This is a genomic window from Burkholderia sp. 4NA327C6, from assembly GCF_005502655.1.
GTDB lineage: Bacteria > Pseudomonadota > Gammaproteobacteria > Burkholderiales > Burkholderiaceae > Burkholderia > Burkholderia contaminans.
In genome coordinates this window covers 1-12,428 of record NZ_SCNZ01000013.1, presented here as the reverse complement: position 1 = coordinate 12,428, position 12,428 = coordinate 1, and the positions used below count along the sequence as shown (strand labels likewise).

The 12,428-nt window shown below is 68.9% G+C and carries 11 protein-coding genes; 4 read left to right on the top strand and 7 right to left on the bottom strand.

Features of this window, described 5'->3' with window-relative positions:
• Positions 1-19: 19 nt before the first annotated feature.
• From FFS49_RS15260 to FFS49_RS15230, 6 genes are all read right to left on the bottom strand, one after another.
• Positions 20-1,321: a class I SAM-dependent RNA methyltransferase gene (locus FFS49_RS15260; RefSeq protein ID WP_039361417.1), complete on the bottom strand. Its 1,302-nt coding sequence runs from the start codon at positions 1,319-1,321 to the stop codon at positions 20-22.
• A gap of 165 nt (positions 1,322-1,486) precedes the next feature.
• Complete coding sequence (locus FFS49_RS15255) at positions 1,487-3,610, bottom strand: site-specific recombinase (RefSeq protein ID WP_105815977.1); 2,124 nt, start codon at positions 3,608-3,610, stop codon at positions 1,487-1,489.
• A 471-nt stretch (positions 3,611-4,081) separates the two neighbouring features.
• Entirely contained in the window at positions 4,082-4,810 is a 729-nt protein-coding gene (locus tag FFS49_RS15245) for a PqiC family protein (protein WP_105815979.1), read from the bottom strand.
• The gene (locus FFS49_RS15240) at positions 4,807-6,426 is read right to left on the bottom strand and encodes an MlaD family protein (protein ID WP_039361410.1); all 1,620 of its coding nucleotides are present in this window, start codon (positions 6,424-6,426) and stop codon (positions 4,807-4,809) included. Before FFS49_RS15240 ends, FFS49_RS15245 begins: the two co-directional genes overlap by 4 nt.
• Positions 6,419-7,048, bottom strand: coding sequence for a paraquat-inducible protein A (locus FFS49_RS15235; protein ID WP_088926392.1), 630 nt, complete (start codon positions 7,046-7,048; stop codon positions 6,419-6,421). The genes FFS49_RS15240 and FFS49_RS15235 overlap by 8 nt, the downstream gene beginning before the upstream one ends.
• Positions 7,045-7,710 carry a paraquat-inducible protein A gene (locus FFS49_RS15230; RefSeq protein WP_105815980.1) on the bottom strand — a complete coding sequence of 222 codons (666 nt, stop codon included), beginning with the start codon at positions 7,708-7,710 and terminating at the stop codon, positions 7,045-7,047. Before FFS49_RS15230 ends, FFS49_RS15235 begins: the two co-directional genes overlap by 4 nt.
• 259 nt (positions 7,711-7,969) lie before the next feature.
• Between FFS49_RS15230 and FFS49_RS15225 the strand changes: the two genes are divergently transcribed.
• The 4 genes from FFS49_RS15225 (at position 7,970) to FFS49_RS15210 (ending at position 11,218) form a co-directional block, all read left to right on the top strand.
• The gene (locus FFS49_RS15225) at positions 7,970-8,530 is read left to right on the top strand and encodes a cytochrome b (RefSeq protein WP_039361403.1); all 561 of its coding nucleotides are present in this window, start codon (positions 7,970-7,972) and stop codon (positions 8,528-8,530) included.
• Positions 8,531-8,538: 8 nt separating this feature from the next.
• Positions 8,539-9,099, top strand: a complete 561-nt coding sequence (locus FFS49_RS15220) for a YceI family protein (protein WP_006482463.1) — start codon at positions 8,539-8,541, stop codon at positions 9,097-9,099.
• 65 nt (positions 9,100-9,164) lie between these two features.
• Positions 9,165-9,746, top strand: coding sequence for a YceI family protein (locus tag FFS49_RS15215; protein WP_105815981.1), 582 nt, complete (start codon positions 9,165-9,167; stop codon positions 9,744-9,746).
• A 194-nt stretch (positions 9,747-9,940) separates the two neighbouring features.
• Complete coding sequence (locus FFS49_RS15210) at positions 9,941-11,218, top strand: MFS transporter (RefSeq protein ID WP_105815982.1); 1,278 nt, start codon at positions 9,941-9,943, stop codon at positions 11,216-11,218.
• A 19-nt stretch (positions 11,219-11,237) separates the two neighbouring features.
• On the opposite strand, the gene FFS49_RS15205 is transcribed toward FFS49_RS15210, so the two are convergent.
• The coding region (locus FFS49_RS15205; RefSeq protein ID WP_137951009.1) for a S41 family peptidase at positions 11,238-12,428 on the bottom strand (1,191 nt) is incomplete at its 5' end.

The window sequence follows — 12,428 nt, the reverse complement described above, 5'->3', positions numbered from 1 at the left end:
CCCCGCGCGACGGTGAGGCTTACGCGTCGCCTTCCGGCGTGGCCGGGCGCGCCTTCACGCTGCCGGCGATCAGGTCGAAGCGGAACAGCCGGCATTCGAGCGCGCCGTTGAACAGCGGCGTCTTCGCCGATTCGCGCAGCCGCAGCTGGCCCGGCAGCGAACGGTCGGACGTCAGCAGGAACGCCTGCCAGCCCGTGAAGCGCTGCTTCAGCGCATCGCCGAGCGCGTTGAAGAACTCGCTGTCGGGTGCGTCGGTGTGGGTACGGCGGAATGCGTCGTCGTTGCCGCGGTTGCGGCCCGTCTCGCGCACCTCGCCGCGCGCGCTGCGGCCGCGCACTTCGATCCGCTCGCCGTACGGCGGGTTCGCGAGGATGATGCCCGGGCCGTCGCACGGCGGCGTCATCCCGCGCGCGTCGACCTGCTTGAGCCATACCGACGGCACGCCTGCACGCTCGAGGTTCGCGCGCGCCTTCTCGAGCATGTCGCCGGAGATGTCGCTGCCGTACACGCCGAGCGCTTCGCCGCGTTTGCCGCGCGCCGCGCGCTTCGCGTCCAGCGCGGGGACCTTCAGCCCTTGCCACGCGGTGATGTCGTACTGCTTGAGTTTCTCGAAGCCGAACCGGCGCTCGACGCCCGGCGCCACGCCGAGCGCGATCTGCGCGGCTTCCGCGAGGAACGTGCCGCTGCCGCACATCGGGTCGTACAGCGCGGTGCCGGGCGTCCAGCCCGTCAGGCGCAGGATGCCGGCCGCGAGGTTTTCGCGCAGCGGCGCCGCGCCCTTGTCGAGACGCCAGCCGCGCTTGAACAGCGGCTCGCCCGACGTGTCGAGGTACAGCGTGCACTCGCCCGCCGTCAGGAAGGCGAACACGCGCACGTCCGGCGCACCGGTGTCGATGCTCGGGCGCGCGCCGGTCTTGTCGCGCATCCGGTCGCAGATCGCGTCCTTCACGCGCAACGTCGCGAATTCGAGGCTCTTCAGCGGCGACTTGATCGCGGTGATGTCGACGCGCAGCGTCTGCGTCGCCGCGAACCAGCGCTCCCACGGCTGCTCGAGCGCGAGCGCGTAGACGTCCTGCTCGTTGCGGTACGCGCGGTGCGCGATCTTCAGCAGGACCCGGCTCGCGATCCGCGAATGGAGGTTCGCGGCCATGCCGGCGGCCCAGCCGCCGCTGAAGTGGACGCCGCCCGGCACCTGCGCGCCCGCGGTGAACGGCGCGCCGTTCAGATGGCGGCCGGCGATTTCGGCCAGCTCGGCGGCAAGCGCCGCTTCGAGGCCGCGCGGGCAGGGAGCGAAGAATTCGTACAGGGTGGGCGAGGACATAAGGCGGGTGAGGACGTGCAAAAGTCCACTATTGTACGCGGCGCGGGCGACCGGGGCCGGCGTTGCGTCGCGTTTCGGTGCTGCGGCGCGGGCCGGGGCGCCGCGCAGGCGTGCCAGCAGGCCGCGCGGCGGTGCCCGGGCGGGCACCGCCATGCCGCTGCGGGCTCAGTGCGAGCCCGGCTGGCCGGCGCGCGCGGCCTGGCCGCTGCCCGGCCAGAACAGCGCGAGCGGATTCGACAGCACCGTCCGGACGATCGCGGCGACGAGCGCGCGCACCTTGGTGCGGCGCAGGCTGCGCGAGCGCACGGCCATCGTGAACGCGAGCGCGAAGCTCACGAGCACGTTGAGGATCGCCATGCTGAGCACGCCGGCGCAGGCCCACCACAGCTCGGGTGTGCCGAGCGCACCCTTGCCCAGCACGCCGAGCGCGATGCCGATCGAGCCGGCCGACAGCGTCACGTGCCGCACCTCGAACGGGAACATGATCACGGTGACGATCGCCGGAACGAGGCCGAGCATCAGGCCGAGCCCGACGTTCGCGACCACGCCGGCCACGTTCGACCGGCAGAAGTGCGCGAGCTTCGCGGCACCGGCCTTGCCGAGCGTGAGGCGCAGCCGGCGGTTGTACGTGAGCGCGTCGCCGGCCCGGTGCAGCACGAACCAGTTGTCGGCCCAGCCGGCGAGCAGGCTCGACGCCCACAGCAGCACGCCGGTCAGCGCCGCGTAGAGCGGCGTCGGGCCGAGCAGCGAGAACGAGTGCAGCGTCGCATGCGCCTTCTCCGGCGAGATCAGGTTCGCGTGCAGCAGGTTGCCCGCGAACAGCTGCACCAGCAGGCACACGGGCAGCACGACGAGCACGTTGCCGGAAATCGCGGCGGCCTGCGTACGGATCAGCGCGATCACCGACGCGACGAACGCCTTCACGCCTTCCTCGTTGCCGGTGTCGTCGAGCTCGCGCGCGAGGGTCGGCGCGGTCATCGCGGGCTGCTTGGTCGCGAGCGTGAAATGCAGGAAGTGCATCAGCATGAAGCTGGCCGCGTAGTTGACGCCCGCAAGCAGCCCTTCGAGCATCGACTGCAGGTGCGCGCCCGTGATCGCGAACTTCACGCACACGGTCACGACGGTGACGAGGCCGCCGCCCGCGGCCATCCGCAGCATCTTCAGGTACTCGGCGCGACCGCGCGAGATGTAGTGCTCGCCGGTGTCCGCGTTGGTCTCGACGAGCTTGCGCGCGAACAGCGAGAAGTTGCTGCGCACGAGGTGCGACACGCTCTGGCTGTTGTGGTTCGCGTCGACGAGCTCGGCCGTCAGGTGCGCCATGCCGTGCAGGTCGTCGCGCGCCATCCACGCGTTCAGCAGCATCTCGGCGCGCACGATGCGCATGCGCATCCGTTCGACCTGGAACACGATGTCGACCGATACGCCGTTGCGGTACAGGTGCGAGAACACGTCGTCGACGGCGATCCGGCATTCGTCGAGCAGCACGCGCAGGTAGTTCACTTCGTGCAGCAATTTGCTCGGGTCGCCGCCGTCCTCGACGGCCGCATGCGCGGTCTCGACCGCGAGCATCGCACGCGTGAGGCGGTAGAACGGCTGCGTTTCGAGCGGCTTGCGTGCATCGTCGTCGGAGAGCCGGCTGCGCACCGTCTGCGACAGGCCGGTCGAGCTGATCTGGCAGGTCAGGTTGTGCAGCGCGGCCAGCAGGTCGCGCGAGAACGAGCCCGGCTCGTGGCGCTCTTCGTCGGTGACGTCGAACGAGAGCAGTTCGGCGAGGCGCGTGAGGAGATCGTCGGGCAACGCGTCGATCCATTGCGCGTCTTCCGGCGTCGGGAACATCAGCGTGAAGAGCGCCGACAGCTCGCGGCGGTTCGGCGCGGGCGGGATCAGCGACGAGTCGATCCGCTCGAACAGCGCGCCGAAGAACCCCGAGTGCACGGGCATGCCGGCGTCGCACAGCAACGAAATGCCGTCGCACTCGCGCAGGATGCCGCGCAGGATGCGCGCGGCGTGGGTTTTCCACGCGGGATTGCGATCGAGCACGTGGAACAGGTAGCGCAACCGCGCATGGGCCGGATACGCGCGCGCATCGGCGTCGCGATCGGCCGGCGCGTCGTGCGCGGCCTGCATCGTGCCGGTGCGGCGCAGCCAGTGCGCAAGCTCGATCAGCCATTCGCTGCGCTCGGCGTACGACGCATCGGCGTCGGCGTGCGCGAGCAGCGCATCGAGCTGGTGACCGGCATTGCGCGACGCGCGCCACTTCTTGATCAGGGTCGTCAGGGAACGAAACATAAACGGAATAGCGAAAGCCCTCGGCGGGCGGGTTCGGGATGCCGGCCGGGGAAGCGGCGCGGCGCCGGGGAGAACGGGTGAGACGGGGCCGGTTGCCGGACGATGCGCGGCGACCCGCGATGCGGCTGCCCGCTGCGGTGCACGCCGATCGCGTGCGGGCGCCGGGAGGCACGGCGGTCGGGCCGAACGCCGCCCGGCGCCGCTGGCCGGCGCGCACGACGAACGGCGCGAGCCGGAAAGTGCGTAGGATCGTCAATCGGGCCGGAAAACGCAAGCCGACCGTATGGCATGGCGCCGGTTCCGGCCGACTTTGACAAACAATGCAAAGCGGCCTTTTGGCCGGTGAGCGTGATGGGGGCGGGCGGCGCCGCAACGCCGACGGCGGCCAGCGCGTTGGCGACGGTCCCGATCACGCCGCCCGAAACCGCGCCGGCGAGCCTGCCGCCGAGTGCTCGCCTTCGCCCTGCCTGCTTACGCGCCGGACTTGCCCGTTGCGCCGGCGTCGCCGCCGGAGGTCGGGTTGGCCGGGCACGGCACGACCGGCGCGGCGGCCGTCCTGCTGCCGGCAGCGGGTGCCGTGGCAGCCGCAGTGCCGCGTCGCGCGGCCATCGCGCGCACGCCGGCCGCGGCTTGCGTGGCAATCACGTCGAGCGCGCGCCGGTGGCCGGCGACGAGCGCGTCGTAGCCGTCGGCAACGGGTTCCGCGACACTCGTGCGGCACGTCATCACGGCCTGCGTGGCGAGCGAGCGCACGCTCCACACGGCGTCGACCGCCGCGCGCCTGGCCGGCCACGATTCGAAACGCTGCACGTTCACGCTGATGCGATACACGGGCACGCCGGGCGGGTACGCGGAATTCGCGACGTCGATCGTGCCGAGCTGCGCGGCGAGATCGTCCGACAGCGCACGGCGGATCTCGTCGGCGGGCGGCGACGCCCAGCGTTCCTGCTCGAGCACGTCGACCTGCGCGGCGTTCTTCTGCACGACCAGCTGGCTCTTCGCGACCTGCTCGGGCACGCCGACCGCCGGCACCTCGATCAGGAATGCCGGGTTGGCCGGCGCGGTACGCAGCGGCGCCGCGGCGTCGGCCGGGCTGAGCGTGTAGAACCGCGCGGGCGGCGAGCTGCACGCGGCGAGCGCGAGGGCGGCGACAGCCGCCGCCGCGCCGCTCGCGAAACCGTTCACGCGTGTCGTCGTCATTGTTTATCTCCTGGCTTGCCCTTGAGCAGCGATTCGGGGTGGCGCTCCAGATAGTCGGCGAGCGCGTTCAGCGATTGCAGCGTGCGCGTGAGTTCCTTCAGCGCGCCGCGCACGTCGGACTGCAGCGGCGAATCCTGCTGCAGCGTCGCCTCGGCGGTCGAGAAGGTCTGCTTCGCGGCCGACAGCGTGTCGCGCGCTTCCGGCGCGACCTGCGTGTCGAGCTGCTTGAACAGCTTGTCCGCGTTCGCGAGCGCGCTGTTCAGGTTCGCGCCGATCTGGTCGAACGGCACCTTGTCGAGCTTCTTCGCGATGTCGGCGACCTGCAGCTGCAGCTCGTCGAGCGTGTTCGGCACGGTCGGCAGCTCGAGCGGCTGGCGCGCCGTGTCGATCTTCACGGCCGGTGCCTTCGGGAAGAAGTCGAGCGCGACGTACAACTGGCTCGTCAGCAGGTTGCCGGTGCGCAGCTGGCCGCGCAGCCCGTGCTGGACGAGCCGCTCGACGATCTCGCGGCGCGCCTGGTCGCCCTTGCTCTCGATCGTCTCGCGGAAACGGCGGCCGAGGCGTTCCGGATACACGTTCATCGTCACCGGCATCAGGAAGTTCTTCGTCTTCGGATCGAAGTCGATGCCGATATTCGTCACTTCGCCGAGCACGATGCCGCGGAAGTCGACCGTCGCGCCGACCGCGAGCCCGCGCAGCGACTGGTTGAAGTTCATCACGACCTGCAGCGGCTGGCCGTCCGGGTCGCGCATCGCGTCGCCCTCGTCGGACGCGAGGCGGAACGTCGTGTTGTTCGGCGCCGTCGCGCCGGTGCCCTGGTTCGGCGGCGTCTGGAACGCGATGCCGCCGAGGATCACCGTCGCGAGCGACTGCGTGTTCAGCTTCAGGCCGCTCGAGTCGAGCCGCAGGTCCACGCCGCTTGCCTGCCACCAGCGCGAGTTCACGCCGACGTACTGGTCGTACGGCGCATTGACGAACACGTTGAACGTGACGCCCGTGCCGTCCTTGTCGAGCGAGAAGCCGACCACCTGGCCGACCTGCACGCGGCGGTAGTAGACCGGCGAGCCGATGTCGACCGAGCCGAGCGAATCGCCGCGCAGCACGTACTGCGTGCCTTTCTGGTCGCCCGTGACGGCGGGCGGCGTCTCGAGGCCCGTGAAGTCGGTCAGCGTATCCTCCGAGCGCCCGGCGTCGACGCCGATGTACGCGCCCGACAGCAGCGTGCCGAGCCCCGACACGCCAGTCGCGCCGACGCGCGGCCGCACGATCCAGAAGCGCGAGCCCTTGACCGCGAAGTCCTCCGCTTCCTTCTTGAGCTGCACCTGGACGAGCACGCGCGACAGGTCCTTCGACAGCTTGATCGTCTTGACCATGCCGATCTCGACGTCCTTGTACTTGACCTGGGTCTTGCCGGGCTCGAGCCCTTCGGCGCTGTGGAAGCTGATCGTGATTTCCGGGCCGCGCTCGCGCACGGACTTGATCACGAGGCCGATGCCGATCAGCGCGGCGATCAGCGGCACGAGCCAGACGAGCGACGGCAGCCACCCGCTTTTCGTCGAGATCGTCGGATCGGGCGGCCGGGGCGCGTCGTGCTGCGGGCCTTGTGGACTATTCATGGTGATTCCCTGAGGTTTCGACTGGATCCCAGATCAGGCGGGGATCGAACTGCATCGATGCGAGCATCGTCAGGATCACGACGGAACCGAACGCGAGCGCGCCGGGGCCGGCCGTGATGATGGCGAGCGAACGAAAATGGACGAGCGCGACGGTCAGCGTCACGACGAAGATGTCGAGCATCGACCAGCGGCCGATGCGCTCGACGATCCGGAACAGGCGCGTGCGCTGCAGCGGCCGCCAGGCGGTGCGTCGCTGCGCGCTGATCACGAGGATCAGCAGCACGCCGAGCTTGAGCATCGGCACGAGGATGCTCGCGACGAACACGACGACGGCGAGCGGCCAGTCGCCGGAGACCCAGAAATAGATCACGCCGCTCATGATCGTGTCTTCCTGCGAGCCGACGATCGACGCGGTGCGCATGATCGGCAGCAGGTTCGCGGGAATGTAGAGGATCGCGGCGGCGAGCAGCAGCGCCCACGTGCGCATCAGGCTGTTCGGCGTGCGGAAATGGAGCACGCTGCCGCAGCGCGCGCAGTGTGCGTGCGGATGGTCGAGCGTCTGCACGAGGCCGCATGCGTGGCAGCTGGCGTAGCCCTCGCGGGCGGCGGTCGGGATCGTCATCGGCGGGCGGCTTTCGGCAGCGGGGCGGCATCGTCGGGCTGCCCGGGCGAGCGGCCGGCGCGCAGATCGTCGGCGATGTCCCACAGCGTGCGCGGATCGAACATCAGCACGACGGCGATCATCAGCGTAAGTGCGGCGAATGCGAACAGCGCGGCCTCGGGAACGACCCTTGCGAGACTCACCATCTTCACGATCGTGACGAGGATGCCGAGCATGAACACCTCGATCATGCCCCACGGCCGCACGAGCTCGATCGCGCGCAGCACCAGGTTGAAGCCGGGCGGGACGACGCCGCGCCGTATCGGCAGCAACAGGTACAGCAGCGCGGACATCTCGACGAGCGGGAACAGCACGGTCGAGCAGAACACCATCACGCCGACGATCGCCATGTCCTGGTGCCACAGCGAATCGATCGCGCCGATCAGCGTGGTCTGCACGCGGTTGCCGTTCACGTCCATTTCGAGGATCGGAAACGCCTGCGCGATCGAGAACGTGATCAGCGCCGCGAGCGCGAGCGCGCAGATCCGCTCGATCTGCGCGGTGCTGTTGCGATAGAGCAGCGCATCGCAGCGCGGGCAGCGTGCGATTTCACGTCCGCTCAGGCGCGGTTTGTGCAACAGTGCGTCGCACTCGTGGCAGGCAATCAGGTCGTTTCGTTGCATGGAAAAGGCAGTGGTGCGACGGCTGGGGAGACACGTCGACGGGGCCGGAACCCGCGCCAATCTTACCAAAAGGCCTTTTTCGGCGTGTCAACGATCGCGCGTTATGTGACTGATCGGTAACATGACAGGAAGCTGTCAGCCGGCTGGCGGGCCTGTCTTCAGAGTCCGCGCGCGTCAAAAGGTTGCGGTAGCATGGCGCCCTTGACACGCGTCGGACGAATTTACCGGCGCGGCCGTTCGCTGAACTGAGGAATCCAAGATGGCATCGAAATCGCTGCCGGCGGTGCCGGCACGCTACGCGCATACCGCGATCGCACTGCACTGGCTGATCGCGCTGCTGATCGTCTGCGGCTTCGCGCTCGGCTGGGTAATGACGGACATTCCCGGCTTCACGCCGACCAAGCTGAAGTACTTCTCGTGGCACAAGTGGATCGGCGTGACGGTGTTCGCGCTGGCCGTCGTGCGCGTGCTCTGGCGTGCGACCCACGTGCCGCCGGCACTGCCGGGCGGTACGCCCGCGTGGCAGCGCGCGGCGTCGCACGGCGTGCACATGCTGCTGTACGTGCTGATGATCGCGATTCCCGCGACGGGCTATCTGTACAGCTCGGCGTCGAACATCCCGGTCGTCTATCTCGGCATCGTGCCGCTGCCGCGGCTGATCGACCCCGATCCGGCGCTCAAGGAAACCTTCAAGACGCTGCACGTGTCTTTGAATTACATTCTGCTTGCACTCGTCGCGATGCACGTGCTCGCGGCGCTCAAGCACCAGCTGTTGGACCGCGACGGCCTGCTGTCGCGCATGCTTCCCTTTGCCAAATGAAGGATCCCATGAAAGTGTCTTTCTCCCGCTCCATGCTGACCGCGTTCGCCGCGGCGGCGCTTGTCGCGTCGGGCGCGGCGCATGCCGACGTCGATCTCGCGAAGAGCAAGGTGTCCGCCGTGTCGAAGCAGATGAACGTGCCGACCGAAGGCGCGTTCAAGAAGTTTTCCGCGCAGGTGAAGTTCGACCCGGCGAAAGCTGCGCAGGGCAGCGCGCAGATGACGATCGACGTCGCGAGCTTCGACCTCGGCGACAAGATGTACAACGACCAGGTCGCCGGCAAGGACTGGTTCGACGCGAAAACCTATCCGCAGGCGACCTTCGTGTCGTCGGCGATCGCGCCGGCCGGCGGCAACAAGTACAACGTGACGGGCAAGCTGACGATCAAGGGCAAGGCCGAGACCGTCACGGTGCCCGTCACGGTCGCGCAAAACGGCGCGACGCAGACCTTCGACGGCGTGCTGCCGATTAAGCGTTCGGCCTTCAACGTCGGTACCGGCGAGTGGAAGGACACGTCGATCGTCGCGGACGAAGTGCAGATCAAGTTCCATCTCGTCGCCACGAAGTAAGCGGCGGGTTGCCGCCTCAACTGAATGCCGCGCGAGGGCGCGGCGCCGTTCCCAGGAGAAAAAGTTTGAAAAAGCATCTGATCATCGCCGCCGGCGCGCTGGCCGCTTCGCTGTCGTTCTCGGCATTTGCCGAAAGCGCGATCTACCAGTTCGACCCGAGCCACACGTACCCGAGCTTCGAGGCTGACCACTTCGGCGGCCTGTCGGTCTGGCGCGGCAAGTTCGACAAGTCGAGCGGCACCGTGACGCTCGACCGCGCGGCGAAGACGGGCACCGTCGACGTGACGACCGACATCGCGTCGATCCACACCGGCAGCGCGAAGCTCGACGAGCACCTGCAGACGGCCGAATTCTTCGATGCAGCGAAGTTCCCGCAGGCGAACTACAAGGGCACGATCAAGTTCGACGGCGACAAGCCGGTATCGGTGGTCGGCAACCTGACGCTGCACGGCGTCACGAAGCCGCTGACGCTGAAGATCGATTCGCTCAAGTGCATGCCGCACCCGATGCTCAAGCGTGAAGTGTGCGGTGTCGACGCCGTCGGCGAATTCAGCCGCGACGATTTCGGCCTCGACTACGGCAAGCAGTACGGCTTCAAGATGAAGACGAAGCTGCTGATCACGGCCGAAGCGGTCAAGCAGCAGTAAGACTTCCCGGCGAGGCCGGCCGTCGCGCCGGTCGCCGCGGGCAAACCGCCGCGCTCCCGTTACCGGGGGCGCGGCGGTTTTTTTTGCGCGCCTATAATCGCCCGAGCGCAGCATGCGGCCATGCGGCGTCGGGCAGGCCGACGGCGCGCGGGCGGCCGCCCCGAACAGAACGTACAACGACAAGGAGATCGCCGATGCATGCCGTCACGCAGTCCAGCTCCATTGCCTCGTCGCCGCGCGTGTGGCGCGCGGTGGTCGCCGCGTCGATCGGCAATGCGCTCGAGTGGTTCGATCTCGTCGTCTACGGCTTCTTTGCGGTGACGATCTCGAAGCTGTTCTTCCCGGCCGGCAACGACACCGTGTCGCTGCTGCTCACGCTCGGAACGTTCGGCGTGTCGTTCTTCATGCGCCCGCTCGGCGCGATCGTGCTCGGCGCGTATGCCGACCGCGCGGGCCGCAAGGCCGCGCTCACGCTGTCGATCCTGCTGATGATGGGCGGCACGCTGATCATCGCGGTGCTGCCGACGTACGAGACGATCGGCGTCGCGGCGCCGGTGATCCTCGTCGCCGCGCGGCTGATGCAGGGCTTCTCGGCCGGCGGCGAGTTCGGCAGCGCGACTGCGTTCCTCGCCGAGCACGTGCCGGGCCGGCGCGGCTTCTTCGCGAGCTGGCAGGTCGCGAGCCAGGGGCTCACGACCCTGCTCGCCGCCGGCTTCGGCACCGTGCTGAACGCGCAGCTCACGGCCGCGCAGATGGCGTCGTGGGGCTGGCGCGTGCCGTTCTTTTTCGGCCTGCTGCTCGGGCCGGTCGCGTACTACATCCGCACGAAGGTCGACGAGACCCCCGAGTTCCTCGCGGCGGAAGGCACCGCGAACCCGCTGCGCGACACGTTCGCATCGCACAAGGCGCGCCTCGTCGCCGCGATGGGCGTGGTCGTGCTCGGCACCGTCGCGACCTATCTCGTGCTGTTCATGCCGACCTACGGCGTAAAGCAGCTCGGCCTCGCGCCGTCGGCCGCGTTCGCGGCGATCCTCGTCGTCGGCGTGATCCAGATGGCGTTCGCGCCGCTCGTCGGCCACTGGTCGGACACCTACGGCCGCGTACGCGTGATGATCGCGCCGGCCGTCGGCATCCTCGTGCTGATCTACCCGGCATTCGCGTACCTGGTCGCCCATCCGGGCTTCGGCACGCTGATCGCGCTGCAGGTGCTGCTCGCGTTCCTGATGACGGGCTACTTCGCGGCGCTGCCGGGTTTGCTGTCCGAAGTGTTTCCGGTGCAGACGCGCACGACCGGGATGTCGCTCGCGTATAACGTGGCGGTGACGATCTTCGGCGGCTTCGGGCCGTTCATCATCGCGTGGCTGATCAAGGCGACCGGGATGAAGACCGCGCCGAGCTTCTACCTGATGTTCGCGGCCGTGCTGAGCCTCGTGGCGCTGGTCGTGCTGCGCAGGCGGTTCGGCTTCCGGTGACAGGATGGGGCGGCGCGCGTCAGTTGCCGGCGCGCTCGCATACGGGTTGTGCCGGCATCAGCTGCGGTCTGGCTTCGACGGTCCGCACCGGGCGCCCGGCGAGCGCCGCAAGCGCCTGGCCGAGCTGCCAGTCGGTTGCCGTGCCGAACTCGCGCTGCGGCAGCGCCGCGCTCTTCGCCGTATCGATCTTCGCGAGCGCACGCTGCTCGCGCAGCTTCTGCCGTTCCTTGCGCACCTTCGCGAACGGATCGGGCGCCAGCCGGTCCGCATACGGTGCACGGGCGAGATCGGCTTCCCGGTACCACAGCAGCACGCCGTCGACGTCCGAGTCGCGACGCGGCGGCACGAGCCAGTCCGGCACGACGCCGTAGCCGTCCATCGGGCAGCCGTTCGGCCGCAGGTTGCGCGCGTACGTGAAATTCAGGCGCGTGCCGTCGATCAGGTCGACGCCCGTTTGCGCGAGCCCCTTCCCGTAGGTCGGCATGCCGAGCAGCTTCGCGCGGCCGAGATCCTTCAGCGCCGCCGCGGTCGCTTCGGCGGCCGATGCGCTCTGTCCGTCGACGAGTACGACGAGCGGCACGGTGCGCCACCAGTCGTCGGCCTGCAGCGGCGCGAGCGGATCCTGGCCGTGCATGACCGGCAATTCGTAGTCGGGCCAGTTGGTCGTGTAGCGGCGGCGGTTGGCGTCGCCGCGTTCGACTGTCACCATCGCGGTGCGGTCGCGTCCCGCGAACAGCGCGGTGATGCCGATCGCCGCATTGAGTGCGCCGCCGCCGTTGATGCGCAGGTCGAGAATCACGCCTTTCACCGGCGGCCCCGCGTGGCGGGCGGCCTGTATCGCGTCGACGTAGTCACCGACCGCCGGTTCCGGGAAGCTCGACAGCCGCGTGTACAGGATGTCGCCGTCGAGCCGTTTCGCGGTCGCCGGATGCGGCTTGAGGATCGTTCGCACGGGCGCGAAGCTCAGCACCGCGTGCGACGGGCCGCGCTGGACCGTGAGCTTCAGCGGCACGCCTGCGTCGCCCTTGGCGAGTTTGGTCAGGTCGGCGGCATCGATGCCGACGACGCTCGTATCGTTCATCGCGACGACGAGATCGTCGGGGCGCACGCCGGCTTTTTCCGCGGGCGCGTCGGGAATCACGTCGACGATGTGCAGCCCGTCGGGCCGCGTCTCGAACACGATGCCGATGCCGGGCGTGCCGTCTCGTGC